Source organism: Acidianus sp. HS-5, assembly GCF_021655615.1.
Taxonomy (GTDB): domain Archaea; phylum Thermoproteota; class Thermoprotei_A; order Sulfolobales; family Sulfolobaceae; genus Acidianus.
Genome location: NZ_AP025245.1, coordinates 2,470,965 through 2,495,878 on the forward strand (window position 1 = coordinate 2,470,965; position 24,914 = coordinate 2,495,878).

General features: G+C 33.2%; 29 protein-coding genes. 9 read left to right on the forward strand and 20 right to left on the reverse strand.

Annotated features, from left to right (window positions below):
* Positions 1-16: 16 nt before the first annotated feature.
* The 5 genes from HS5_RS13765 to gcvT form a co-directional block, all read right to left on the reverse strand.
* The gene (locus tag HS5_RS13765; protein WP_236751930.1) at positions 17-1,021 is read right to left on the reverse strand and encodes an AbrB/MazE/SpoVT family DNA-binding domain-containing protein; all 1,005 of its coding nucleotides are present in this window, start codon (positions 1,019-1,021) and stop codon (positions 17-19) included.
* A gap of 70 nt (positions 1,022-1,091) precedes the next feature.
* Positions 1,092-1,436, reverse strand: coding sequence for a hypothetical protein (locus HS5_RS13770; protein ID WP_236751931.1), 345 nt, complete (start codon positions 1,434-1,436; stop codon positions 1,092-1,094).
* Positions 1,437-1,441: 5 nt separating this feature from the next.
* Positions 1,442-2,191, reverse strand: coding sequence for a proteasome assembly chaperone family protein (locus tag HS5_RS13775; protein WP_236751932.1), 750 nt, complete (start codon positions 2,189-2,191; stop codon positions 1,442-1,444).
* Positions 2,184-2,591, reverse strand: a complete 408-nt coding sequence (gcvH, locus tag HS5_RS13780) for a glycine cleavage system protein GcvH (RefSeq protein ID WP_236753596.1) — start codon at positions 2,589-2,591, stop codon at positions 2,184-2,186. The genes HS5_RS13775 and gcvH overlap by 8 nt, the downstream gene beginning before the upstream one ends.
* A gap of 9 nt (positions 2,592-2,600) precedes the next feature.
* Positions 2,601-3,641: a glycine cleavage system aminomethyltransferase GcvT gene (gene gcvT / locus HS5_RS13785; RefSeq protein WP_236753597.1), complete on the reverse strand. Its 1,041-nt coding sequence runs from the start codon at positions 3,639-3,641 to the stop codon at positions 2,601-2,603.
* Between the two features lie 39 nt (positions 3,642-3,680).
* Here gcvT and gcvPA point away from each other — a divergent pair, with 39 nt between their 5' ends.
* Positions 3,681-5,036 carry an aminomethyl-transferring glycine dehydrogenase subunit GcvPA gene (gcvPA, locus tag HS5_RS13790; protein ID WP_236751933.1) on the forward strand — a complete coding sequence of 452 codons (1,356 nt, stop codon included), beginning with the start codon at positions 3,681-3,683 and terminating at the stop codon, positions 5,034-5,036.
* The gene (gene gcvPB, locus HS5_RS13795) at positions 5,020-6,528 is read left to right on the forward strand and encodes an aminomethyl-transferring glycine dehydrogenase subunit GcvPB (RefSeq protein WP_236751934.1); all 1,509 of its coding nucleotides are present in this window, start codon (positions 5,020-5,022) and stop codon (positions 6,526-6,528) included. The genes gcvPA and gcvPB overlap by 17 nt, the downstream gene beginning before the upstream one ends.
* Here gcvPB and HS5_RS13800 read toward each other — a convergent pair whose 3' ends face one another.
* Together HS5_RS13800 and HS5_RS13805 are read right to left on the reverse strand one after the other, a co-directional pair.
* The gene (locus tag HS5_RS13800) at positions 6,529-6,945 is read right to left on the reverse strand and encodes a signal peptidase I (protein WP_236751935.1); all 417 of its coding nucleotides are present in this window, start codon (positions 6,943-6,945) and stop codon (positions 6,529-6,531) included.
* On the reverse strand, positions 6,932-7,255 hold the full coding sequence (locus HS5_RS13805; RefSeq protein ID WP_236751936.1) for a ZPR1-type zinc finger protein: 324 nt from the start codon (positions 7,253-7,255) through the stop codon (positions 6,932-6,934). The genes HS5_RS13800 and HS5_RS13805 overlap by 14 nt, the downstream gene beginning before the upstream one ends.
* 357 nt (positions 7,256-7,612) lie before the next feature.
* Between HS5_RS13805 and eno the strand changes: the two genes are divergently transcribed.
* On the forward strand, positions 7,613-8,866 hold the full coding sequence (eno, locus tag HS5_RS13810; RefSeq protein WP_236751937.1) for a phosphopyruvate hydratase: 1,254 nt from the start codon (positions 7,613-7,615) through the stop codon (positions 8,864-8,866).
* A gap of 2 nt (positions 8,867-8,868) precedes the next feature.
* Here eno and HS5_RS13815 read toward each other — a convergent pair whose 3' ends face one another.
* On the reverse strand, positions 8,869-9,117 hold the full coding sequence (locus tag HS5_RS13815; RefSeq protein ID WP_236751938.1) for a hypothetical protein: 249 nt from the start codon (positions 9,115-9,117) through the stop codon (positions 8,869-8,871).
* A 164-nt stretch (positions 9,118-9,281) separates the two neighbouring features.
* Here HS5_RS13815 and cdvA point away from each other — a divergent pair, with 164 nt between their 5' ends.
* Genes cdvA through cdvC form a run of 3 tightly spaced genes read left to right on the forward strand, consistent with a single transcriptional unit; the run spans position 9,282 to position 11,907 of the window.
* Positions 9,282-9,995 (forward strand): cell division protein CdvA, encoded by a 714-nt coding sequence (cdvA, locus tag HS5_RS13820; protein ID WP_236751939.1) that lies wholly within the window; start codon positions 9,282-9,284, stop codon positions 9,993-9,995.
* Positions 9,996-10,013: 18 nt separating this feature from the next.
* Entirely contained in the window at positions 10,014-10,790 is a 777-nt protein-coding gene (gene cdvB, locus HS5_RS13825) for a cell division protein CdvB (protein ID WP_236751940.1), read from the forward strand.
* 4 nt (positions 10,791-10,794) lie between these two features.
* Positions 10,795-11,907, forward strand: a complete 1,113-nt coding sequence (gene cdvC, locus HS5_RS13830; protein ID WP_236751941.1) for a cell division protein CdvC — start codon at positions 10,795-10,797, stop codon at positions 11,905-11,907.
* A 55-nt stretch (positions 11,908-11,962) separates the two neighbouring features.
* Here cdvC and HS5_RS13835 read toward each other — a convergent pair whose 3' ends face one another.
* From HS5_RS13835 to HS5_RS13860, 6 genes are all read right to left on the reverse strand, one after another.
* Positions 11,963-13,936 carry a DNA topoisomerase I gene (locus HS5_RS13835; protein ID WP_236753598.1) on the reverse strand — a complete coding sequence of 658 codons (1,974 nt, stop codon included), beginning with the start codon at positions 13,934-13,936 and terminating at the stop codon, positions 11,963-11,965.
* Positions 13,936-14,223, reverse strand: coding sequence for a DNA-directed RNA polymerase subunit K (locus HS5_RS13840; protein ID WP_236751942.1), 288 nt, complete (start codon positions 14,221-14,223; stop codon positions 13,936-13,938). The genes HS5_RS13835 and HS5_RS13840 overlap by 1 nt, the downstream gene beginning before the upstream one ends.
* 36 nt (positions 14,224-14,259) lie before the next feature.
* Positions 14,260-15,378, reverse strand: a complete 1,119-nt coding sequence (locus HS5_RS13845) for an alanine--glyoxylate aminotransferase family protein (RefSeq protein ID WP_236751943.1) — start codon at positions 15,376-15,378, stop codon at positions 14,260-14,262.
* Complete coding sequence (locus HS5_RS13850) at positions 15,375-16,349, reverse strand: NAD(P)-dependent oxidoreductase (RefSeq protein ID WP_236751944.1); 975 nt, start codon at positions 16,347-16,349, stop codon at positions 15,375-15,377. The genes HS5_RS13845 and HS5_RS13850 overlap by 4 nt, the downstream gene beginning before the upstream one ends.
* A 165-nt stretch (positions 16,350-16,514) precedes the next feature.
* Positions 16,515-17,129 (reverse strand): N-glycosylase/DNA lyase, encoded by a 615-nt coding sequence (locus tag HS5_RS13855; RefSeq protein ID WP_236751945.1) that lies wholly within the window; start codon positions 17,127-17,129, stop codon positions 16,515-16,517.
* Entirely contained in the window at positions 17,071-17,586 is a 516-nt protein-coding gene (locus tag HS5_RS13860) for a hypothetical protein (protein ID WP_236751946.1), read from the reverse strand. Before HS5_RS13860 ends, HS5_RS13855 begins: the two co-directional genes overlap by 59 nt.
* A gap of 109 nt (positions 17,587-17,695) precedes the next feature.
* Between HS5_RS13860 and HS5_RS13865 the strand changes: the two genes are divergently transcribed.
* On the forward strand, positions 17,696-17,914 hold the full coding sequence (locus HS5_RS13865; protein WP_236751947.1) for a hypothetical protein: 219 nt from the start codon (positions 17,696-17,698) through the stop codon (positions 17,912-17,914).
* Complete coding sequence (locus HS5_RS13870) at positions 17,911-18,225, forward strand: hypothetical protein (RefSeq protein ID WP_236751948.1); 315 nt, start codon at positions 17,911-17,913, stop codon at positions 18,223-18,225. Before HS5_RS13865 ends, HS5_RS13870 begins: the two co-directional genes overlap by 4 nt.
* Here the strand turns inward: HS5_RS13870 and HS5_RS13875 are convergent.
* From HS5_RS13875 to HS5_RS13885, 3 genes are read right to left on the reverse strand one after another with little or no spacing between them, the layout of a single operon-like run.
* Positions 18,186-18,494, reverse strand: coding sequence for a hypothetical protein (locus HS5_RS13875; protein ID WP_236751949.1), 309 nt, complete (start codon positions 18,492-18,494; stop codon positions 18,186-18,188). The genes HS5_RS13870 and HS5_RS13875 overlap by 40 nt on opposite strands.
* A gap of 6 nt (positions 18,495-18,500) precedes the next feature.
* A complete protein-coding gene (locus HS5_RS13880; RefSeq protein WP_236751950.1) occupies positions 18,501-18,881 on the reverse strand; it encodes a hypothetical protein in 381 nt (126 codons plus the stop codon).
* On the reverse strand, positions 18,862-19,836 hold the full coding sequence (locus tag HS5_RS13885) for an NAD(P)/FAD-dependent oxidoreductase (protein ID WP_236751951.1): 975 nt from the start codon (positions 19,834-19,836) through the stop codon (positions 18,862-18,864). The genes HS5_RS13880 and HS5_RS13885 overlap by 20 nt, the downstream gene beginning before the upstream one ends.
* 106 nt (positions 19,837-19,942) lie before the next feature.
* On the opposite strand from HS5_RS13885, the gene HS5_RS13890 reads away from it, so the two are divergent.
* Positions 19,943-22,339 (forward strand): valine--tRNA ligase, encoded by a 2,397-nt coding sequence (locus tag HS5_RS13890; RefSeq protein WP_236753599.1) that lies wholly within the window; start codon positions 19,943-19,945, stop codon positions 22,337-22,339.
* Positions 22,340-22,371: 32 nt separating this feature from the next.
* On the opposite strand, the gene HS5_RS13895 is transcribed toward HS5_RS13890, so the two are convergent.
* Genes HS5_RS13895 through HS5_RS13905 form a run of 3 tightly spaced genes read right to left on the reverse strand, consistent with a single transcriptional unit; the run spans position 22,372 to position 24,912 of the window.
* Positions 22,372-23,568 (reverse strand): pyridoxal phosphate-dependent aminotransferase, encoded by a 1,197-nt coding sequence (locus tag HS5_RS13895; protein ID WP_236751952.1) that lies wholly within the window; start codon positions 23,566-23,568, stop codon positions 22,372-22,374.
* A gap of 13 nt (positions 23,569-23,581) precedes the next feature.
* Positions 23,582-24,328, reverse strand: coding sequence for an indole-3-glycerol phosphate synthase TrpC (gene trpC, locus HS5_RS13900; RefSeq protein ID WP_236751953.1), 747 nt, complete (start codon positions 24,326-24,328; stop codon positions 23,582-23,584).
* Positions 24,329-24,330: 2 nt separating this feature from the next.
* The gene (locus tag HS5_RS13905; protein ID WP_236751954.1) at positions 24,331-24,912 is read right to left on the reverse strand and encodes an aminodeoxychorismate/anthranilate synthase component II; all 582 of its coding nucleotides are present in this window, start codon (positions 24,910-24,912) and stop codon (positions 24,331-24,333) included.
* Positions 24,913-24,914: the final 2 nt, after the last annotated feature.

The window sequence follows — 24,914 nt, forward strand, 5'->3', positions numbered from 1 at the left end:
TCAGTCAATTATACATTTATTTAACAACATTAAAGTTTCTTTCTATCCACGGCATGTCTTCTAAAAATAATGTGCAAGAAGAGTTCTCTAAAGCTAATTGTAAGTTAGATATTATGTCCACGACGGAATTATAGATAAGAGAAGATTTATCGTTAAATGATTGAAGGAGTGCATTTATTTGGTTTATTAAATTCATTCCATTACTTACTCTCTTCATGCTTGGGAATAGTATACTCATAATTACTTCATCTAATAAGTCGTTAATTTTTTGCAAAATATCTTTTAAAATTGGAGTATCCTCGTTAAGCTTATTTGCTTTCACTATCGAATCTATTCTATCAATAAGTCTTGAAATATTAAGTAAAATTACTGAATTCATCACCACTAGAAAATTCTTATTAAGGTTTGCAGATACTTCATATTTACTCCCTACAACATGCCTCAATAACATTAGATAAACTCTCCTTAAATCTTCCTGTTGAGTCAATTCAGAATCTTTTGGTTGTTCTCCTGATAAGTAAGATATTATCCCATCTACCTTCTTTGAAATAATATTTAAAATTCTCCTCAATAAGGATTCCAAACCTACTTTTTCAGCATCCAATAAACACTCTAATTTTACCCTGTTGTCTGAAGCTTCAGTTACTTCAGCTCCTACCATTTGCTTAGTAGTTGAAACTAAATCTTCTATTTCCTTTTGGACTATTTGCTTCTTAGATTCAAAAACTATTTCATCATATCCCAAAGAATAGAGACATAAAACCATACTAGGAATAGGTTGCTTTATTGCATCAATATCAATTTTTATTGTTTTTCTATTTGATAAGAGCTTTATCTTCTCGGCAAGAAGTTTAAGCGAGCCATCATCAGAAATTTCTATCAAAATCTTATCTCCAGGCTTAATATTCCATTTATTTATCCATTTCTTGGGTAACGTAATGAAAAGAGAAGAAGAACCTAATTTTTGCACTTTCCTGGTCTCAATATCCTTGGAATTATCAAACTCTTCCAAGTCAGTCACTATTTTTACTATGTTAAACGGTGTTTATAAATATGTTGCAACTTTATTATAAAGTTATAAAAGAAGCTTTTTAAGCAGATTTCTTCCTTAAGATTATCTTTATAAATCCTTTGCTCCTCACAACGTCTACATCGTATTTCTCTACATTATTAACTGGAAGCTCTAAATGATAGCATTTACCACGTTTATCTTTGCACTTTAATTCTAGTTTATTATTAATCATTTTAATGTAAAGAGTTTGGCTTTCCAAATGAGGTACATCAACTATATAATAGATCTCCTTATCAGTCTCATAATATGTATATAAGGGTTCATTGAACTCCTTCTCGATCTCAGCTTCCATATTCTTAAATTCATTTTCCTCTTCTTCCATCATCTTTTTTACAAGGTCGTATAGATCTTTAAATGCAGGCATTTTTATCACGCGTAACTCATTGGCTTTACTGACGAATAAGACGGTAACTCTTTCTTAGTCTGCTCCATTAGACCTTTAATTTTTGCCCTTATTTCCTCAGCCTCCTTAAGTAAGGAGCTAACATCTATGCTGAAGCCTATATATTTAGATATTATATCTAAAGCTACAGCTGAAGCTTCTGGATCAGGAATATCGAGGAAGGATTCCACAACTATTACGAAATTCCTAACATTGTTTCTTGATGCTTCAAGCAATATTGGAGCATAAGGACCTGCAATATAACCATCATCAAACTTCTGCATTAAGTTTGCTTTTGATAATTCTTCTGATAGGGCTTCCTCACTAGCTATCCAATATGCCGCAGGTTTCTCTATGTCTAGCCTATTAGGTATAGGAACTCCAGTAATAGAAATAATGGTATCTATGCCATATTTCTTAGCATAATCTATTACAAAATCTGCTAATGGATAAGCAGAAGATGCCGGTAACGCAGTCCATGCATGTAAGATTATGGCATTAGTATTATGATATACTCTTAGAGGCGATTTAGCGATACCGTTAGTTACATGCATTACTGGAGGAATATATTTCTTCGAAAATATTTCACCATATTCGTTAAATCCTCCTTTCTCTATTAGGAATTCAGTTGCAATTTCACCAACTAAGCCCGCATCCGGTAGTCCTATTATCATATAGCTTGGTTTGGCTAACTGAGGAATATACGATTCTCTGATTTCAAACGACAATTTATTCACCTCTTATTTTCTCAATATATTTTTCCGGAGTTAATAGTCTTTGAGCTTCCGATTTATCCTTAATTTTAATTTTAAACATCCATCCTTCGCCATATGGATCTTGATTTATAATTTCTGGTGAAGCTTCAAGTTCCTCATTCACTTCTATTACAGTACCACTTAAAGGCGAGTAAAGGTCAGAGGCGGCTTTAACTGATTCTATGGTCCCGACTGGATCTCCTGCTTTAACCTCTTGACTTACACTAGGTAATTCAATTCCAACTATATCTCTTAACTTCTTTTGAGCATAGTCAGTTATTCCCACAGTAGCAACTTCATCTTCTATCTTTACCCATTCGTCGGTATCAGTATAATGCCTATCATCCAGAATAATGTATTTGCCTACTTTTATTTCTCCCAATACTGACACCTAGATTAATGGAAAGTCTGAGATTTTAGCTCTATATTCCTTGCCTCTAATGTCTATACTGGCATGAAATCCAAAGAACGCATTAGAAGAATTAACGTAACCCATTCCTATAACTCTACCTAAATATGGGGAATAAGTAGAGCTAGTAACTTCTCCAATTTCAGCTCCCACAATTTTTATCTTATAACCATGGCGCGGTATTACTCTCACCCCTTTCTGTAATTTAAAACCAACCCTCATCCTTTTTACACCGTCTTTCAGCTGCTCTTCTACCTTCTCTTTTCCTATAAACTCCTTGTCTAAATCGAAGACCCAATATCTAGCCTCAACAGGAGTCGTGTTTTCATCTATATCTTCTTCATACAGCACAAAACCCATCTCCTGTCTTAAACTATCTCTAGTAATTAAGCCTGCTGGTTTGACTCTTTTTTCAATTAATTTATTTATAATCCTTTCAGCGACTTCAGCTTTAGCCCAAACTTCTAAGCCGTCTTCTCCAGTCCAACCTGATCTGCTTAATAAAAATACTTCCTCCCCTAAGAAAGTAGTATTTAAAACAAATTGTAAAGGCTGAAGGTCTGTTTTAAATCCTAATAACTCCCAAACTCTTCTTCCTTGTATTGCTAACATTACATACTCGAAAGTTAGATCATCTACTTCCAGAGATGAGTTACTCTTTATCCATTTGATATCTTTTTCTCTATTTATAGCATTAGTTACCATTAAAAATTCGTTATCTGAAATTTTATATATCATGACATCGTCTATAAAGCCGCCATTCTCATTTAACATTGCAGAGGGGCCTATCATTCTAAAGTTTTCAGCAGATAATGACCTAGTTACTATTCTATCTAGCTCTTCTTTCTTTCCTTTTATCCTTATTCTACCCATGTGAGAAAGATCGAAAAATGCCGCACTCTGCCTCACTGCCATATGTTCGTCTTGATAAGAAGTATAATCCATTGGCATTTCCCAGCCTGCGAATTCACCAAAATTTGCACCTATCTTTTCTTCAATAGATGAAAGAGGAGTTTTAAACAACATTATAACCCTCTATAAAACATACTATATGAAATTTAAATGGACTATCATCCTTGGCTTCCCAACCTAGATTACGAGAAAGAAATGCTTAGTGAAATAGGAGTAAAAAGTATTGACGACCTTTTTAAGGATGTTCCAGAAGAAATAAAATTAAAGAGACTGTTAAACATTGGTTACTCAAAACCTCTTTCTGAATACGAAATTTACTTAAGGCTTCTGGAACTTGAGGGAAAAAATACTAAATTAAAAATGCCACCGTTTTTAGGAGGAGGAGTTTGTCCTCACTATGTGCCAGAATCTGTAAAATTTGTCATATCGAGGTCGGAGTTTTATACTTCTTATACTCCTTATCAGCCAGAAATAAGCCAAGGGTTGCTTCAAGCTTTATTTGAGTACCAAAGTTTAATGGCAGACTTACTTGAGATGGAGGTAGTAAATTCGTCAATGTATGAATGGGGTTCCGCATTAGCTGAAGCAGTACTAATGGCTTATAGGATAAATGGTAGGAAAAAAGTTGTAATTCCTGCATCCACTAATCCTTATCATAAGAAGGTATTAGAAAACTGGACTTATGGAAAAGAATTGAAAATAAAGGAAATACCTTACAATAATGAAGAAGGAAGAATTAACCTAGATATTGCAGAAAAGGAAATAGACGATGGAACTGCCGCAGTTTATATCCAACAGCCGAACTTCTTTGGAATATTTGAAACTGATATAGAAGAAATAGTAGATTTCGCAAAAAAGAAAGGAGCAGTAACCATTATGGGTACAAATCCTCTGTCCTTGGCATTAATAAAGCCTCCAGGAGAATATGGCATTGATATTGCAGTTGGAGAAGGCCAAGAACTAGGTTTGCCACTAAATTTTGGCGGACCATATATGGGGATTTTTGCAACAAGATGGGACGGAAAGCTAGTAAAGCAAATGCCTGGCAGATTAGTAGGTTTAACAGTAGATTCTGAAGGGAAAAGAGGATATACTCTTATTTTGCAAACAAGAGAGCAGTTTACTAGGAGAGAGAAGGCAACTTCAAATATAACAACTAATGAAGCATTAATGGCAGTAGCAAACGCAGTGTATATTTCACTTTTAGGAAAGTCAGGATTAAAGAAGCTTGCAGAGGAAATATACAAGAGAAGTCATTATGCACTTTATGAGTTTGAAAAGAAAGGTTTAGGAAAAAGAAAGTTTAACTCAGATTTCTTCGAAGAGTTCACAATAGGATTTCCTATAAGTTATGATAAAATTTACGAGAATTTGAAAGTAAAAGGAATTTACGGTGGATTAAAAATTTCTGACAAGGACGCAATATTTTGTGTTACAGAAGTTCACACAAAGCACATGATAGATGAAATGATAGAAGAGGTGAGAAAAATTGTGGAAACAAGCTAATTGGGAAGAACCATTAATACATGAGCTGTCGAGAAATGGGAAAAGAAAACAAGGAACTATAATACCAGAAGAAGATATAGACGTTAAAGTTGATATACCTGATAAAATTAAGAGAAAAAATGAACTAGAAATACCGGAGTTAAGCGAATTAGAAGTTGTAAGGCATTATATAAGGCTTTCACAGCAGAATTTTGGCGTAGACTTAGGAATGATGCCTTTAGGTTCATGTACTATGAAATATAATCCCAAAGTTGAGGAATTAGCTGGCAGATTAGTTGAAAATTATCATCCATTACAAGATGAAGATACAGTACAAGGAATTCTGGAAATGATGTATGAAATGCAAAAATGGCTAGCAGAAATGACAGGAATGGACGAGTGTAGCTTACAAATTCCTGCAGGAGCAGCAGGTGAATTGACAGGAGTTTTAATGATCAAGAGATATCACGAGAGCAAAAATAGGGAAAGAGATGAAATGTTAGTAGCAGATACGGCACATGGTACTAACCCTGCAAGCGCTGCAATGTCTGGATATAAGGTGATTTATATTAAGTCTAATCAAGAAGGTCTTGTAGATATAGATATCCTAAAAGAGATAGTCAGTTCAAAAACTGCAGGATTTATGCTTACAAACCCTAACACTTTAGGATTATTTGAAGAAAATATACTGGAGATCTCTAAGATAATTCACTCTGTTGACGGTCTGCTATATTATGACGGAGCTAATTTGAACGGTATACTAGGAGTAGCAAGACCTGGAGATATGGGATTTGATATAGTTCACATAAACTTACATAAGACATTCGCTGTGCCACATGGAGGAGGAGGCCCAGGAGCTGGAGCCATTTGTGCGAAAGGAGAACTTAAGGATTATTTACCTTATCCAGTAGTTAACAAGGAGAGTGACAAATATATATTTAAAACTCCAGAAAAATCAATAGGAAAAATATCTTCATTTCATGGAAATATAGGAAATGTTATAAGGGCATATACTTACATACTGGGCTTAGGACCTCAAGGTATTTCGCAAATAGGGAAAATGAGTACGTTAGCAACTAACTATTTAATTTCAAAACTTAAGGGAGTAAAGGGCTTAGAATTATTAGCATATAATAGGCCAAGAAAACACGAAGTAGTATTTAGCGCTAAGCCTTTACTGAATGAGAAAGGAGTTACCGCATTTGATATAGCTAAGGCGTTGCTTGATAGAGGATTTTATGCTCCAACTATTTATTTCCCTGGAATTATAGAAGAAGCGTTAATGATAGAACCAACTGAGACAGAACCTAAGGAGACCTTAGATAAATTCATAGAAGCATTAAAAGAGATTCTAGAAGAGAGTTATGAAAATCCAGCAAAAATACAACAAACTCCTCAAAACACTGCAGTAAAAAGATTAGACCAAGTAAAGGCTAATCACCCTACAACGATTACTCCGTCTTATAGAGTATTAAGACTTAGAGAGAAGGGAATAATAAAAATATTGAAATGATCATAGATATGAAAATAATATAGAAAGATAACCTAAGTAAGGTATTGAAATTATGTAACCATCAACTTCAGTAACTTTTCCCACAACATTGCACGTAGGAATTCCTTGCCTAGGCTCTAAACCTATTCTGTTATCTGGATACGGATTTGATATCTTATCTACACCTTGCGTAACATAATGATTTCCGTTTACATCTACAACTCTGTGAATTACATAAATTCCGTACTCAGGAGATTTATAAATGATAACATTGTGATATTGTATATTCTCGGGAGGACCGTAAAATGTTAATGCACCGTTTTGGAAAACTGGATACATTGAAACTCCCTCTACACTTGCAGTAGTAATTATATTAGTGAAAAATAAAATATAAATAAAAACAATAAAGGCGATGATTACAATATCACTCTTCTTCATCAAGGTCACTTAAGTCTAGCTCTATTATTTCTCCCTCATCTTTTTTATCCTTTTTATCTTCTCCAATTTTTTTAACTGTTCCGTTTTTACCTTGAACCTCCACAGATGATCCGCCTGCTTTTATCTTAGATACTACTCCTCTCCACTTATATCCACAGTTGGGACAAACGAAGGATCCCATGACTGTAATAGTTATCCTGCCTTCTGCATCTGGTAAGGGAGAAACTAAGTTCCAAGTCTTAGCAGGTTTATCTACTTTGGTGCCACAGTTAGGACAAACATCTATTTCTTTTTGTTTTCTTTTTGGCATATATCATCTATCACTATGCAGGACTTAAAAAATCTTATAAATAAACTCTATCAAAAAAGCTAGCACTAAAAACAGAGCTCCATTCCATAAATATCTTCTTAATCTATTATTCAATATTATATATATAAAAATAAGGTTAGATATTATTAAGATATAATAGAAAATGAAAATACAGTCATAAATATAAGATATAATAAAAGGCGATAAAGTCCAAGCTAATAAAAACGCCTTCTCATTACTTAGCTTACCTTTAAGTATTGTAAAATAAATTGGTGAAAGAATTCCATAAATCAAGAATACCAAAGGAACGATGAACATTATATCCTTGAATAGTAAACTCTATAGAGGTAATTTAAATTGTCTGACAAGTTCACTATTAAAAAAATAAAAGGAATAGAAATACTTGATTCAAGAGGAAATAGAACCATAAGAGTATTTGTAGAAACAGAAGGAGGAATAAAGTCCTTCGGTGATGCTCCCGCGGGAGCATCTAAAGGTAGTAGGGAAGCTCTAGAATTAAGAGACAGTAAGGGTGGAGTTAAACCAGCAGTAGATTCTGTAAATTATTTTATAAATGACGCGCTAAGAGGTTTTGATGTAAGAATGCAGGACAAAATTGATAAAATGTTAATAGAGCTTGACGGAACTGAAAATAAATCCAAATTAGGTGCAAACGCTATAATTGCAACATCAATAGCTGTGGCAAAAGCTGCAGCTAATGCATTGGGACTTGAAATCTTCCAGTATATAGGCGGAGGAAGAAAGCATAGAATTCCAGTTCCGCTTTTAAATATACTTAATGGAGGACTCCATGCAGGTAATAATCTAAAAATTCAAGAATTCATTATAATTCCTTTAAAATTTAACAATTTCAGAGAAGCCCTATTTGCATCAACGGAAGTTTATAAACAATTAAAAAATATAATAACTGAGAAATTCGGCAAAATTTACACCGCACTAGGAGATGAAGGCGGCGTATCTCCTCCTCTCAACAAGACTGAGGAAGCATTAGAATTAGTAGCAGAAGCCGTAAAAAGAGCGGGATACGAAAAGGAATTTTTCTTTGGAATGGATGCTGCATCTTCAGATTTCTATGATGAAAAAGAAGGTATATACGAAATAGACGGAACGAAGAAATCTGCGGAAGAAATGATAGATTATTACCTAGATTTGGCAGGAAAATACCCAATTTTATACTTAGAAGATCCATTTAATGAAAATGACTTTGAACATTTTGCAGTTTTACAATCCAAACTTAGTAATACTATTATATCGGGAGATGATTTATACACTACTAACGTTAAATATCTCAAAAAGGGGATAGAAAACAAGTCAACCAAAGGAGTTATAGTTAAGCCTAATCAAATTGGAACATTAACAGAAACTTATGAGTTCTTCGATATGGCAAGAGAAAATTCTATAAAAACTGTAATAAGCCATAGAAGCGGAGAGACTGAAGATAACTTCATTGCAGATTTAGCTGTAGGGTTAAATAGCGATTTTATAAAGACTGGAGCTCCTGCTAGAGGAGAAAGAACTGCTAAATATAATAGAGTCCTAGAAATAGAAAATGATTACGAAATAGAATATGAAAATAAAAATATTATCTAACTTTATGGTATAAGAATACCTACGGTTATTAATACTGTAGCAATGATTATCATGAGTAGCATAAAATTCTTAACTGACATTGAAGGTAACGTCTTAGCCAACTTAAACATGCCATATACGAACGCTGCAAATAGTATTATTGCTGCTATAACTATTCCAGATATTATCAAGATTTCTGAAATTGGTACGCTATTTACATTAATTTTCCCAAATATTTGTGATGTAATGTTACTAAGTTCGCTTAATGCCATCATTTATTCATTTTATGTTTAAAGTTTATTTATACCACAACCCATAATATTACTCGCCTGATGATGAAGGTTAAAAGCGCTTATCTGTGATGAAAAAAACCTTCTGACGAGCCTTAACTCTTTTAAATATTTTATCTCAACATGTAACTTTGAGGAGTATTACCATGATATCAGCTGAGATATTAATGAAATACATTGGACAAAAAGTAAAAGACCCATATGGTAGGGATTTCGGATACATTGTTCATGTTTACACAGAGGTTGATGGAACTGTAACTGAAATAGAGGTTTCCCAAGGGAATTCTTTTAATACTATTGATCCTTCCAGGATAAAAATTGATGGAGATAGTATTATAGTTTTACCTGATTGGAAAGCCGATGCAATAAGAACATTAACGTATATGGAAAAAATCAGAAAAAGACAAAGAGCATTAGAGGAATTATATACTAAACAAGAAATTCCAAAATCTACTTATGACGATATGAAAAGAAAACTGGATACAGAGATGGTAAAAATAAGGGACGACTATACGAAAGTTAAGAATAAGTTAAAACAGAGACTAAACGATGTAGAAGATCAATTAACTCAAATTGATAAGGCAATGATATCAGTGAAAATGAGCTATATAGCAGCAGAAATGTCTGAGAACTCATATAAAAATTCTATAGAAATTCTGAGACAAGCTAAAGACAGTTATAGTATGGAAAAGGATGATATAAGGAAGACATTAGATAAGCTTGACTTATTAGATAAGGAAGGGCTTGACTTAAAAACACCAACACCAATAAGTAATACCTCAGATCAGGGTAATAAGAGCGACCAGAATAAGTCGGACATACCAATGCCTATACCAGTAAAGGTAATAAATACTTTATGACCAAGCCAGTGAAATAGAATGCTAGAAAAGTTACCCATATTTTCACGCTTTAATGGTGATAAGAAAAAGAGAGCTCAGCTTGGCAAGCTATTAACTGAAATATCAATTAAGTTAAAGGATCAACAAAGCAAGTTAGAGGAAGGAATGCATAGGTTAAAAGAAAGAGATAAGGAACTTTTTGAAAAGCTTGTTAGAGCACAAATAGAGGGTGATACTGCAAGGGCCACAATTTATGCTCAAGAAATTTCAGACATTAGAAAAATGATTAAAATAATCTATACAGCATTCTTAGCAATAGAGAAGGTAAGGCTAAAGTTAGATACTGTACAAGAATTACAGGGAGTATCTTTAGTCCTATTCCCTGTAGTGAAAATCTTGGGAGAACTGAAGGATCAAATAAGGGGGATAGCACCAGAGGTTGCTTTGGCTTTAGATTCAATAACAAGCAGTGTAAATAGTATTGCAGTAGAAACTGGAGCTTTGAGCGATAAGACAGTTTTACCTTCTACGGTAGATGAACAAGCTAAGAAAATTATGGAAGAAGCACAAAGAACTGCAGAGATTAAGATAAAAGAAATGCTACCAGATTTGCCTCATCCGCCAACTACAACTCCAGTAAAATTACAACAGGAAAGGAAAAAGCTAGATGAGAGGGAACTTTTAAACTATATTAATAATAACGGAGGATTTTTAGACATAGAATATGTAGTTAAAAAATACGGAGTAGAAAAAGACGAAATAATGGGTTTACTTAAGGAAATGGCAACCAAAGGACTAATTAGTATTGAGGCATGAGAAAATGAGCGCACCAGTAATGCTAGAGGAGATGGCAAGGAAATACGCTATAACTGCAGTTAGAGCGGATAAAGAAGGTAATAAAGATGAAGCAGTAACTTATTATAAGAAAGCAATAGACGTTTTAACTCAAATAGTAGTTTTATATCCGAATTCTCCAACAAGGCAAGCTTACGAGCAAATGATTGACGAATATAAGAAACGTGTAAACGCTCTTGAGAATATGTTACCTGATACGCCTCAAGAAGATAACACGCAAAAAACTGATGATGAATTAGTTATGAAAGAAAAACCTAAAGTTTCCTTCTCAGATATTGTTGGCTTAGACGATGTAAAAGAAGCACTAAAAGAGTCCATAATATATCCTTCAAGGAGACCTGACTTATTCCCGTTAGGATGGCCTAGAGGGATCCTATTATATGGACCTCCAGGCAATGGAAAAACAATGCTTGCTGCAGCAGTAGCAAATGAAATAGATTCTTACTTTATTCATGTTGATGCAGCATCTATCATGTCAAAATGGTTAGGAGAAGCTGAAAAGAATGTTGCTAAAATATTCAACACTGCAAGAGAATATTCCAAGAAAGATAATAAACCAGCTATAATCTTCGTTGATGAAATTGACGCATTACTTGGAACATATACTTCTGAAGTAGGCGGAGAAGTTAGAGTTAGAAACCAGTTCTTAAAGGAAATGGACGGAATAATGGACAAGAATGAAAACTCCATGGTTTATGTTATAGGCGCTACTAATAAACCTTGGAGACTTGATGAACCGTTCTTAAGGAGATTTCAAAAAAGAATTTATGTACCGTTACCAGATTTTAATCAGAGATTAGAATTGTTCAAAAATTATACATCAAAAGTGAAGCTAAGTAATGTTAATCTCCAAGAATTAGCCAACATCACTGAAGGTTATTCTGCAAGCGATATAAGGGATATAATTCAGTCAGCTCACATGAGGGTAGTGAAAGAAATGTTTGAGAAGAACTTGTCAGAACCTAGAGAGATAACTACGGAAGACTTTAAAGAAGTCTTAAAAATAAGGAAGCCTAGCGTTAATCAAGAACTCCTTAAAGCATATGAAGCTTGGACTGAAAAGTTTAAGGCGTTATAAATCAGTTACCCCAAGTGCACTTCATCGTTCAGTTGGCATGTCTAACATCATTAAGTTAAATAGATAATATATCGCTTATTAATTTTCCTGTGGATTTACTTCCCTTGATATACTTTAGAATAGTCTGTGTATCAAACTCTGTTCTATCACTCCAGGTTTTTATTGCTTCATCTAATTTTTCCTTAGCTGTTAAATGATACTTACATAACCCATTATTTTCTGATTCAAAATCACATAGTTTACATTTCTTATAACTAACTAAATTCAATCCTTTTGCTAATTCTATTCCTATAATTTCTCTATTATATTTTTCAAAATATTTGGAAATTTTATTTTTAACTTCTTCAATTACTTCATCTTTATTAGCCTCACCGTAAACGATTTCATTTAACTTATCTTCCATATCTGCAGTCATTTTAACGTTAGTCAATTCATTAAAGTATTTTTCAAGAACTTCTGAAACAATCATACCTAGCTTTGTTGGGTAGATATAGCTTCTCTGCGTACCAACATATTTTCTTTGAAATAAAGTCTCTATAATTTTCCCTCTAGTAGCCTCAGTACCTATTTTTGCATCTTCCATCCATTTAAGTAAAGAAACCCTAGTAAATTTTGTAGAAGGTTTAGTCAATAAAAGCCTTGGCTTAATTGATACTATTTCTACTTCATTGCCTTCATTAACGCTAAGAATATCCTCATTTTCAAATTTATGGTAAGGATAAATATTTAACCATCCTTCATAAGTTATTTTTTGAAAACTTAACTGTAAGTTGAATCTCTCTTTCTCAAATTTTAAAATAATCCTTTGCTTAGTAACTTCCGCATCTCTAGATATTGACGCTAAGAATCTTCTCACAATAAGTTCGTAAACTTCACTTTCCTGCTTGCCAAGTTTTTTAGGAACAGCTCCAGTAGGGTAAATAGCTGGATGAGCTGGATCATCTTTACTACCTTGTCTGACCATAAACTTTCCGTTAGTCATGAATTTCAATTCATTTATTAATTTCTCAAATCTTTGAGATAATCCCGATACAATCTCATTAATATTTACTGTTGCTGGTATCCTTTGACTGTTAGTTCTAGGATAACTTATTACTCCGTCTAGATAGAGCTCTTCTCCTATCCTTTCAGTTCTATAAGGTGATAATCTGAATAACCTTCCTGCTTCTAATTGTAAGTCTCCTAAATTGAAAGGAGGTGGTCTAATAATTTTATCCTTACTTAAAATATTTCTATCAATTATTAATTTATCTTTCTTTATTTTTACTATTACCGATCTAGCGTCTGCTATATTATAAAACTCTTGGTCTAAAAATACTGTAGTTACTAAATTTCCTAGCTTAATTTTCAGTTCTACTTTGAAATAAGGTAAAGGAACAAAGGTTTCCCTATCGATATGTCTTTTAACAACTTCTATTAACGTTGGACTCTGTACTCTTCCAGCACTCAATATCACGCTCTTCTTTGAAACGTCTTTTACTGCACGCATTAAAGCTCTACTAACATTTATTCCCCAAAGCCAATCAACAACATGCCTGGCTACCCCCGCATTCACCATATTATAATCTAATGGCTGTAAATTATTGAAGGATTTGATCAACTCCTCTTTAGTTAGTGAAGAAAATTTCATTCTTTTAGCTTTCCTTAAATCTCCAAAATTTTTTATTATCATATATCCAATTACTGAACCTTCTATATCATAGTCACAAGCATTTATGTATTCTTTAGCATACTTGCATAGTTTCTGGAGTAGAAGCAAATACTTTCTAGTGTAGTAAGATTTCTTATCAATCTCCCATAATGGTTTCCATTCAACATCATATACAGGAAATCCTGAAGGACCAGTTAAATTAAATAAATGACCTACAGCTGACGCTATTATCAAATTTTTTGAAGGAATTATCCAATATAATGCGGAATTAGATTTACAAGTTATGAATTTTGAAGAAAAAGCATCTACTATCTTCCTAGCCGCTTTAGGTTTTTCAGCTATAATTAATGTATAATTCCTTGGATTACAGGATATAATTAACCCCCTAAAACTTCCTTTACTGATATTAACTCTACTTTACCATTAGGGAACCTCCTTCTAATAGTTACAGGTAAAACTCCCCTCTTTAATTCTTCCTCTGCAATAGATATTGAATTTAATTGCTCGAGCTTAAATTCAGATATATCTATTAAAGGTACTGCCCCCATTGCAAGCTGTAAAGCCCTGGCACTAATTATTCTTGCAATTTCATAAATAGTTAATCTCTTCTTCCACGATTCGATATAAGCATCGTTCAACCTGTTAACAATATCTAATTCAGACATCTTAAGAAGATAATAATCTAGGAAAATAAATTTACCTTACCATATAACTTCTTGCATCAAGAAGTCAGGAAGTTTACAATCTTCTGGCGGTTTAACTTCAATATCTTGCTTTAACACATCAGAAAGCGCTATAAGCAATCTGGATATTGCTCTATCGTCTACTACTCCAAGTATTCCTATCCTAATTATCTTATCCTTTAATTCTCCCATACCACCGCTTATTTCTATTCCACGTTTTTTCAACTCGTCCCTAAGAGACTTGGAAGGAATAGGAGCAACTCCCGCTACTACAGTATTAGAGAAATTACTCTCGTTACCGAACAGCGAGAAATTGATCTTAGATAGTACAGATCTTAAATAACTGCTACAAGCTTCATGTCTCCTTATCCTATTTTTAAGCCCTTCCATCTCTAAAAGCTCTGCTGCCCTTAATGAGGCAAAGAATGCCCCTGTTGAAGGTGTAAACGGAGTTTCATACTTATCTTGGAATTTTAACGCCAATTTTAAATTAAGATAATTTGGAAGATCGTCATCATGAAGGTCATTTATTCCTTCCTCTGATAATGCTACGAACCCCATTCCCGGTACTGAGGCTAATGCTTTTTGACTACCAGTAGCTACTGCATCAACACGCCAATTATTAACATCAATTTCGTACGCAGCGAATCCAGAAACTGAATCAACTAAAAACTTCTTACCAGAACCTTTAACTGCCTTACTTACTTCCCCTAGATTTCTAAACGCTATCCCAGTACTTGTTTCATTATGAACTAAAGCTACAGCATCTGCATCTTTATTTTCCTCTAAGGCTACTTTTACTTCTTCTAAAGAAAATCCTTCTCCTGCAGGCTTCGAGTAAACCTTTGCTATACAGCCTCTCCTATTTATGGAATCCAATAATCTATTACTGAACTCTCCGTAAGTGAACACTATTACTTTTTCTCCTCTCTTTAGGAGTGAGAAAACCATTGATTCTACAGCTAACGTACCAGAACCAGTAAGCAATGCAACCCTGTTAGAGTTAAAATGATTTCTCATTTTCTCTTCTAATGACTTCACTACTTCTCTAAATTCATCGGATCTATGATTAACAACTCTGGTCGTTGCAAAAGAAACGCTTTGAGGTACATTAACTGGACCAGGTATTAAAATCAAATCTTAACACCTAGTTCCTTTATAGCATCAAGTAAGTTCTCGGTAGTGGTTACTGCTACTCTATATTGTGCCTCTTTTGTTTGCGCACCAATATGAGTAGTTATTGTAACTCTCTCATGCTTCAACAGCTCGAATTCCCACTCTTCTTTAGGCTGCTCATGCCATAAGACATCTGCCGCATATGCATAAACTTTACCGTTATTTATGTACTTTAGCAAGACTTGCCCATCAATAGCTGCTGCTCTGCTAGTATTTACTATAATTACATTATCCTTCATCATTTCGAATGCCTTCTCATCTAAGATTGGCTTAGCGTTCTTACTTACAGTTACATGTAAAGAAATAACGTCAGATTGTTTTAACAATTCCTCTAACGTTACTGGAGTTATTCCTAATTGTACTGCCCTATCCTTTATGTCTACTACATCATAAGCTAATACTTTCATTCCCATTGCCTTTGCAATTATTCCAAGTTTAGTGCCTATCCTTCCGAATCCTATTATTCCTATTGTTTTTCCTGCAAGCTCTAAGCCTTCTATTTTCTTGAATATACCACTCTTAGCTAATGTCATCGACGTGTACATTTTCCTAGCTCCTGCTACCATAAGTCCTATTGTTAATTCTACTGCAGAATCTGTAGATGCACCAGGAGCATAAACTATCTTTATTTCTCTTTCTTGAGCGGCATCAGTATCAATGTTATCTAATCCTATTCCTGCTCTAGCAATTATTTTGAGCCTTTTTCCTCTTTCTATAACATCTCTAGTTACTTTTGTTCTACTTCTTACTACTATTATATCATAATTCTCTATTATCTTTAGTAACTCTTCTTTAGAAATCTCTGGTTGATAGTCTACATGGAATCCCTTTTCTTTTAGCGTGTTTAACATTACGTCAGCTACTGGGTCGGTTATTAAGATATTTAGATTTTCTTTATTGAGAGAATTAGATTGTATAGTAGTTTGCTCCATTTATATCACCACAACTAGAATTTATTTTTACCATGATGATGAAAAAACATAAGAAGAAGTAATATAAGAAGAGAAAATTAAGCTTTCTTGATCAATTTTGAAGCTTACTAAGGTTACCATTTTTAACTCATATATATGACAAATCTCTGGTTTATATACTTTTATTTATTTTACTAACTTATTAGTCTCCTTATACCATATAAACAAATCAAGCAAACCTGGTGGTAAATTTAAAGAAATAGATACACTTCTCAAAACTGACTCTATATAAATGTAATCATTTTTTGATAAAGATCTTTTATTGTAAGGAAAATAATAAGATAGAAATTTTAGTATATGCCTATCTAATATTGCTAAATTGAAATATCCAACGTTTCTCAGGAAATGACTTGCTTCTTTCATCCCTATTCCTTCAATCTGAAGGAGTTCATCTCTAGCTTCATATTCGTCTTTATTTGCTATAGGATAAATCCATTTTTTCAGGTTACCATAATATTTCCTTGCATTGAGTAAATATTTTGCCTTCAAATTATAGAATCTATATCCAGAACTCTTAAGAATTTTAGATATATCTTTTTCCTTATCTATAGTAAACAATTTGTCGTATAAATTATTCAGTGCTACATATGCACCAATGAAAGAAGAGTTAGAAGTTAAAATGCAAAGCACTAACTCTCTAAACCAAACATTTTCTCCAGATTTATTATTAAGCTTAAATTCCTCAGCCCTTTCTAGCACTCTTGCTCTTAACTTTGCGTTTCTTACTAGACTTCTTAGCATTCTTTTTCTTCTTTGATTTCTTACTCTTCTTTTTCTTCTTATTCTTAACTATCGTAGGTTTAACTTCAGTAATGTCAGAAGACGAAATAATCTTAGTTCCGTCACTAGTATCCAAAATTATAAAAGGATAATCCTTAATATCAAAATTTAGGCCTATAACGAAGGAATCCATAGCTGTATTTATATAATCAATTTTTGCGTATTCATTATTAAATTCTTTAGGTACACCTATTTTGAATATTTTAGTAGGAAGAGGAAATTTATATTTACAATCAACATTGGAATTAATAATTTCGCTTCCTTTAATTTTAATAATAACTACTTCACCTTCTATAATTTTAGACTCTGGATCATCTAGGTGATCCGTTTCCTCTTCTTTATATTTTTTAATACTCACCAGAGGGAAATTGTTAACATTAATAATCTCTGGCTTATAATACTCCACTATAGCTTTCATATCTGGCTATATTTTATCATCCAAAATATTAAATCCTAGTCTGAACATGATGGTAAAACCTCTGCAGAAAATTATATATACAATACTAAGTAGATGTTAAGGAGAGATCATGAGTGTAAGAATAAAGGGCAGTAATGCATATGGCCATTTAGGATGGTTTCAAGTATATTGCAGAATATGCAATAGAAAGCTTACTATTGGTGTAGACGTAGTTTATAAATGTCCAAAATGCGAGAAGAAATATAAGGCATACTTCTGCGAAGCAGATAAGAGAAGATTAAAGGGAAAATGCCCATACTGCGGTAGCGAGCTGGTTCCCGTAATATGATAAAGTATTTTTTTGATGGAAATCAAGTAACTCTCCTTGAGGACGATTCTTCGTTATTTATAATTATAGATATTCGAATAAAACTCAATAAATATTCTGGTACATTACTTGATAACAAGGTACAGTTCTTTGACGTAAATATTCCCTTTAAGTATGGAAATATACTTAAAAAAGGAATATGTAAAATTAATAATGAGCTGTTTGTTTGTTATACAATTGCTAAGCTCGAAGGTAATATTAACGAATACAGTGAAAACAAGATAAAGGAAGTTTACAGTGAAGTCGTGGAAGTATTGAATAAAGTTACATGAACTCCTTTAGTCTTTAGCTCATTAACAATATTATTCAAAGTTAATGTAAGTTCTTCAGCGTCTTCACTTTCTACTTCTATTATAAGTTGAAAATTTTTGAAATTACCACTAAGGTAAATGCTAACTAGCGTACTCTTTGAAATTGAGCAAATATACGATGCTCCCAGCCTTATTGGTTTGCAAATGTTAGTTAAAATTTCCTCCATGCTATAAAATGTGTCTCTTAACCTTATTGGATCCTCCAAAACAAGAAGCTTTATGCTAAACAATACTCATCACTTCAAGTTTGCTCTCTTTATAGGAATCTTTAGTGTTTCAAATAATACCTTTACATTATCATAATATTTTGTATCTCCCTCGATTCTCTTTATTTTTAATTTCCTATACTTTAGTTTCAATGAAATATAGCCATCATCTATAACAAGTACTTCTCCTAAAATTCTATTGTAAATATTTTTAACTAATCTAACGTAAATGTAAGTTCCAGGATCGTGAATATCAATAATTTTAGCTTCACCTACTTTATAAATTGATTGAACTTTATTTCCTTCGTCTTTTACTTCAATAAGTTTACCATTAACTACTTTATATAGTAAAGTCCTTATTGCATGCTTTCCAGATCTACTTTTTGAATTTTCAACGTATAATTGAACCATATCTTATACCCCTAGCTGATTCTATAATCCCTTCAAAATCTAATTTATCCTCAAGGAAAGCATCTATTAATACATCATTTTTAAGGAACGTCCTAAGCAGGAACTTTCTAGCATTAATGTTAGACTTCATATACAAATCTAAGAATTTCCTTTGTATCTCAATTCTCCGCTCAATTTTATTTAAATTAGTGGACAAATACTCATTAAGATTCTTCCCTTTTGTTACTGCCTCGTATGCGATTTCGGCTGAAATTGCAGAAGGCCTTATACCTTCTCCACTCATAGGAAAAACTAAGCCTCTAGCCTCACCAATTTTTAAGGACTTATTTTTAATACCGCCTATCGATATCGGAGCTCCTCTAATATCCAGGACTTTATATTCCTTAAACTTACTCTGCATGTAATTTAATAGGAGTTCTTTCGAATTTTTATTTTCTATAAATCCTGCACCGACGTTTAGAACTCCTTCCTCGTCTGGAAATATCCAGAAAAATCCAGTAAACTTCGTATTAAATTCTAGTATCGCTTCATCGTTAAACTCGCTTGTTTCAATTAATGCTCTAGTAGTGTAGACCACTTGTCTATCCATATCATACGGCCCTTTAGCGTCTATGACAAGATCGAATTTAGATTTATCAAGAGTTGTAGTTATCACTTGGTTCACTCTTTCCCTCATAGAATTTATCCATCCTGCCTTGTCTATTACAATCCATTTTGGATTCCTATAGTTAACATCATATATCCTTTCCCCATCTAGATAAAATGCAAAATTTTTAATATAATATTTTATTTCCCATTCAAATTTAGGCTTATAGACGTTTGGAACTACGTCTCCGCATGGTTTAAAGTACTTTTCTTTAATATCAAATAGTGTAACATTATAACCAGAATTAGAAAGCATATAGGCTAAATAAGAACCGCTTACTCCTCCACCTATAATGGCAATACTTTCCATAAAATTAGAATGTAAGAAAAGTATAAAATATGCTTTGTAAGTAACTCATTTGTAAGTTTTATAAGGTGGTAAGTTATTGTTGAACCAAGAATATGTTACAAAGAAAATGGAAGAATGGCCAAAGCATTACAACCCCGCAGAAATTGAATCTAAATGGGAAAATCTTTGGTTAAGTAAAGAATATTGGGAAAAAGTATTTCGTTTTGATGATAACAGTAATAAACCCATTTTTTACATAGATACACCTCCACCATTTACTAGTGGAGAACTTCACATGGGACACGCATATTGGGTAACTATCGCTGACACTATTGCCAGGTTTAAGAGAATTCAAGGGTATAACGTTCTAATCCCACAAGGATGGGATACTCAAGGTTTACCTACGGAATTAAAAGTCCAGTATAAGCTAGGTGTACCTAAGGAAAATAGAGAATTATTCTTGCAAAAGTGCATAGAATGGACCAACGAAATGATAAATAGAATGAAAACCGCAATGACGAGACTGGGTTACAGACCTGATTGGGAAGATTTTGAATATAAAACATATTCATCAGAATATAGGAAAACAATACAGAAAAGTTTACTCGATATGCATAAAATGGGAATAGTAAAAATTAAAGAAGGACCCGTATATTGGTGCCCGAAATGCGAGACTGCAGTGGCGCAGAGCGAAGTAGGTTATCTAGAAAAAGAAGGTGTTCTAGTGTATATAGGTTTCCCGCTAAAAGATGGAGGAGAAATAGTAATAGCTACTACTAGACCTGAACTACTTGCAGCTACTCAAGCAGTAGTAGTAAACCCTACAGATGAAAGGTACAAGAATCTTATAGGAAAAACAGCAATAGTTCCGGTTTTTAATAAAGAAATTAAAATTATAGCTGATGAGGCAGTAGAGAAGGACTTCGGCACTGGGGCAGTAATGGTTAGTACTTACGGAGATCCACAAGATATAAAATGGAAGCTTAAGTATAACTTACCTTCCACCGAAATTATAGATAATAGGGGAAGAATAAAAGGGACCGGAATTATTGATGGACTTACAGTAGCACAAGCTAAACAAAAAATGATTGAAATATTAAAGGAAAAAGGATACGTAAGAAAAATAGAAAAAATTAAACATAACGTGTTATCTCACACTGAGAGAAGTGATTGTTTATCTCCTATAGAATTTTTAACTAAAAAACAAATTTATATAGATGTACTGAAATTTAAGGATAAATTACTAGAAGAATATAAAAAAATGCAATTCAAGCCATCTAGAATGTCTTACTATTTAGAAGAATGGATAAAGAGTTTAGAATGGGATTGGAACATAAGTAGGCAAAGGATTTACGGAACTCCGTTACCTTTCTGGTACTGTGATAACAACCATTTAATTCCCGCCAGAGAAGAAGATTTGCCAGTAGATCCAACAAAGGCTAAACCTCCTTATGATAAATGCCCTTACTGTGGATTACCTCTAAAGCCCATAACTGATGTTGCGGACGTTTGGATAGATTCTAGTGTCACTGTATTGTACTTGTCAGGATTCTACACTAATAAGGAGAGGTTTGCTAAGGCGTTTCCTGCATCACTAAGGCTTCAAGGAACTGACATAATTAGAACATGGTTATTCTACACTTTCTTCAGGACATTAATGCTTACAGGAAACGTGCCATTCAAACAAGTTCTAGTAAATGGCCAAGTTCTAGGGCCAGACGGAAGCAGAATGAGCAAAAGTAAAGGCAACGTCGTATCCCCTTTAGAGAGAGTAAATGAGTTTGGTGCAGACGCGATAAGAATGACTTTATTAGATGCTTCAATAGGAGAGGACTTTCCATTTAAGTGGGATAACGTAAGAGGTAAGAAGCTCTTATTACAAAAATTATGGAATGCCAGTAGGCTTTCTTATCCATTTATTCACGAGAAAGATATCAGTAAACCTAGAGAACTTCACATTTTAGATAAATGGATATTAATAAAGCATAAGAAATTTGTTAAAAAAGTAATTGATGCATACAATTCTTATGACTTTTATGTAATAATTGATGAATTTTACAATTACTTCTGGGAAACTGTAGCAGATGAGTACTTGGAACTTATTAAGTATAGATTATTTAACGAGGATCAATCTGCGCTGTACACTTTAAGGAGAATAATGAAGGATATAATAATACTCCTCCACCCAATAGTACCACATATAACAGAAGAAATATACTCAAGGTTATTTGGAGATAAGATAAGCGTCTTATTAGAAGAATTACCTAACATTGAGGATATAGAGGAGGATGATGGAGCAGAAAAAATAGGAGATTATGTAAAGAAGTTTAATTCAATGGTAAGAACTTCAAAAATTAAAAATAAAATGTCTATAGTAACTCCAGTAAATGTAAAGCTTTATGCAAATAACGATATGATAGAAAGTATAAAGAGAGTGGAGAATGACGTAAAAATAACACTAAAGATTAATACAGTAGAATACATCCCATCGGACAAAGAAGATGTAATAATAGAAAAAGTATAATCAGTCCATGGGAGTTTAGCTCACTGATCGCTCTAGCTCTTCTCATCAACTATTTTTTCTATTACATCTTTAATCCTTCTAACACCTTCTTTAATTTTATCCTCGTCTATTGCAAAGCTAAACCGTAGAAAGTCTTTACCAACATTCAGTGGAAAAACTTCGCCTGGAATAGTTATTACACCTGCTTCTTCTATCAATTTTATAGCTAACTCTTTAGAATTCCCTACTTTTTCTACCACTCTTTTCATATTAGGAAACATATAAAATGCTCCAGGAGACCTATAAACTTCTATACCATTTATTTTAGAAAGCTCTGAAAACATAATATCTCTCCTTCTCTTGAATAGTTTTATCATTTCGGTTACTTCATTAAAAGAGTCAAATGCTGCTAAAGCTCCTTTTTGAGCAAAACTGGTAGGACATGTATAGATATTTGCAGCTAGAATCCCCATTTTATCTATTATCTCTTTCCTTGCCGCAACATAACCCAAACGCCATCCTGTCATTGAAAAAGTTTTACTAAAGCCGTTAATATAAATAACATAGTCTCTCCAATCCGAGTCTTGCAGAACACTCCTCATTTCTCCTTCATAGATAAAATAATCATAAATTTCATCTGACAATAGCACTATTTTCTTTTCTTTAGCAATTTCTTGTATTTCCATTATCTGTTTAGGCTCAAAAACCATTCCAGTAGGATTATGAGGATTATTTAATACTATCATTTTTGTCTTTTGTGTAATTTTAGAAGTTAAATCATTAATATCTATATAAAATCCTTTTTCCTTATCAAAATTAATATTAACATAAACCGGTTTACCGCCAAGTAATTTTACTACTTCAGCATAGGAATAAAATGCTGGATCAAAGAGTACTACCTCATCTCCCGGATTTATATAGAGCAGAAATGAAAGGAAGAGAGCTGTTTTAGCTCCTGGCGTTATAATTATTTCTTCTTTCTTAACTCTATCTCCATATTTTAGCGATAGGAAGTCGGCAATTCTTTGCCTTAATTCGTCTACTCCTTTTGCTGGAGTATAAGCTGTATAACCATCATCTAATGCTTTCTTTGCTTCATCCCTTATTCTCTTAAAAGTTACCACATCAGGTTGACCTATTCCAAAGTTAATAGTTTTTATTCCTTTTTCCTTCTCAACTCTTCTAGCTATATCTTGATAAAGTAAAGTAGACTCTCCGGTCAAATTACCTATAGCTTGCGAAAAACTCATTGTGAATATTAGTTTAGATTAGCTCTTTAATTTTACTCGGTTCTTTCATTAAGAAACTTCCTATTAGAAAAGCATCAGCACCGTATTTTTTTAAGTCGTCTATCTGTTCTCTGGAGTTTATTCCGCTCTCTGCTACTTTTACAATGCTTGCTGGAATCTTCTGTAAAACTCTCTTAACTCTCTCTTGATCAATATTGAAAGTAAATAAATCCCTAGAATTAACTCCAATAATTTTTGCTCCAGCGTTTAACGCTATATCTAGTTCACTTTCATCAAAAATCTCAACTAAGGGCTCTAGCTTGTAAGACCTTGCGTATAATATTAAACTTTCCAGTTCTCTCTCAGTTAAAATTCTAACTATAAGTAAAATACTATCTGCTCCTAAATTATAAGCATTATCTATCTGCTTTTCAGTAACTATAAAATCTTTCATTAAAATCGGAATTTTTACAGCGTGAGATATTGTGAATAAATAATCATATGATCCAGAAAAAAATTTATCCTCAGTTAATACACTAATTCCTACTGCTCCAGAACTCTCCATCTCCTTTACATATTCTATAGGATTCCTATCAGCCGAAAATCCAGAAGGAGAAGCCCTTTTATATTCCGCTATAATAGGATTCATATTTTCTTCCTTAGCTTTCCTTATTGCATTAATTAATGGAAAAATAGGTCTATCTCTAACTTTCTCAACATAAGGCCTTTTATAAGCATTATTAACTACGTCCCTTAACCAACCTGTTAGAAATCTAACCATTATCATACCCTATTTAGGAAATTATAAAATATCTTTTGCCCTACTTGTGTACCTATACTTTCAGGATGAAATTGAACTCCAAATATTTTATATTCTGCATGATGAACTCCCATTATCTCATTATCTTCCTTAGAATATGCATCAATAATTAATGGGGGTTTTACATCATCGATTACAAGGCTATGATATCTAGTAGCCCTAAATTCCTTTGGTAGTCCATCATAAATTGTTGCAGAAGAGTTTTGAAGTATAGCACTTAATTTACCGTGGAAAACCACTTTTGCTTTCCTTATCTTAGCGTCAAACGCATAACCTATAGCTTGATGGCCTAGGCATATTCCTAATACAGGAATTCTTTTACCAAGCTGTTTTATAACATCTATTACTATTCCTATATCCTCTTTCTTATCAGGAGATCCAGGACCAGGGGATATTATTATCCTATCTGGATTTATCCTTTCTATTCCTTTAACAGTTATTTCATCGTTCCTTACAACTATAGGATAACTTCCTAGCTCGCCTACTGCTTGAGCAATATTATAAACGAAACTGTCATAGTTATCAATTATTAGAGTTAAATCCATTT

Coding starts and splice junctions, on each gene's coding strand:
- HS5_RS13770 (WP_236751931.1), bottom strand. CDS start 1,436: ATGCCTGCATTTAAAGATCTATACGACCTTGTAAAAAAGATGATGGAA.
- gcvPA (WP_236751933.1), top strand. CDS start 3,681: ATGGACTATCATCCTTGGCTTCCCAACCTAGATTACGAGAAAGAAATG.
- HS5_RS13800 (WP_236751935.1), bottom strand. CDS start 6,945: ATGAAGAAGAGTGATATTGTAATCATCGCCTTTATTGTTTTTATTTAT.
- HS5_RS13805 (WP_236751936.1), bottom strand. CDS start 7,255: ATGCCAAAAAGAAAACAAAAAGAAATAGATGTTTGTCCTAACTGTGGC.
- HS5_RS13815 (WP_236751938.1), bottom strand. CDS start 9,117: ATGGCATTAAGCGAACTTAGTAACATTACATCACAAATATTTGGGAAA.
- cdvA (WP_236751939.1), top strand. CDS start 9,282: ATGATATCAGCTGAGATATTAATGAAATACATTGGACAAAAAGTAAAA.
- cdvB (WP_236751940.1), top strand. CDS start 10,014: ATGCTAGAAAAGTTACCCATATTTTCACGCTTTAATGGTGATAAGAAA.
- cdvC (WP_236751941.1), top strand. CDS start 10,795: ATGAGCGCACCAGTAATGCTAGAGGAGATGGCAAGGAAATACGCTATA.
- HS5_RS13840 (WP_236751942.1), bottom strand. CDS start 14,223: ATGTCTGAATTAGATATTGTTAACAGGTTGAACGATGCTTATATCGAA.
- HS5_RS13850 (WP_236751944.1), bottom strand. CDS start 16,349: ATGGAGCAAACTACTATACAATCTAATTCTCTCAATAAAGAAAATCTA.
- HS5_RS13855 (WP_236751945.1), bottom strand. CDS start 17,129: ATGCTAAGAAGTCTAGTAAGAAACGCAAAGTTAAGAGCAAGAGTGCTA.
- HS5_RS13860 (WP_236751946.1), bottom strand. CDS start 17,586: ATGAAAGCTATAGTGGAGTATTATAAGCCAGAGATTATTAATGTTAAC.
- HS5_RS13865 (WP_236751947.1), top strand. CDS start 17,696: ATGAGTGTAAGAATAAAGGGCAGTAATGCATATGGCCATTTAGGATGG.
- HS5_RS13870 (WP_236751948.1), top strand. CDS start 17,911: ATGATAAAGTATTTTTTTGATGGAAATCAAGTAACTCTCCTTGAGGAC.
- HS5_RS13880 (WP_236751950.1), bottom strand. CDS start 18,881: ATGGTTCAATTATACGTTGAAAATTCAAAAAGTAGATCTGGAAAGCAT.
- HS5_RS13885 (WP_236751951.1), bottom strand. CDS start 19,836: ATGGAAAGTATTGCCATTATAGGTGGAGGAGTAAGCGGTTCTTATTTA.
- HS5_RS13890 (WP_236753599.1), top strand. CDS start 19,943: ATGGAAGAATGGCCAAAGCATTACAACCCCGCAGAAATTGAATCTAAA.
- HS5_RS13895 (WP_236751952.1), bottom strand. CDS start 23,568: ATGAGTTTTTCGCAAGCTATAGGTAATTTGACCGGAGAGTCTACTTTA.
- trpC (WP_236751953.1), bottom strand. CDS start 24,328: ATGGTTAGATTTCTAACAGGTTGGTTAAGGGACGTAGTTAATAATGCT.
- HS5_RS13905 (WP_236751954.1), bottom strand. CDS start 24,912: ATGGATTTAACTCTAATAATTGATAACTATGACAGTTTCGTTTATAAT.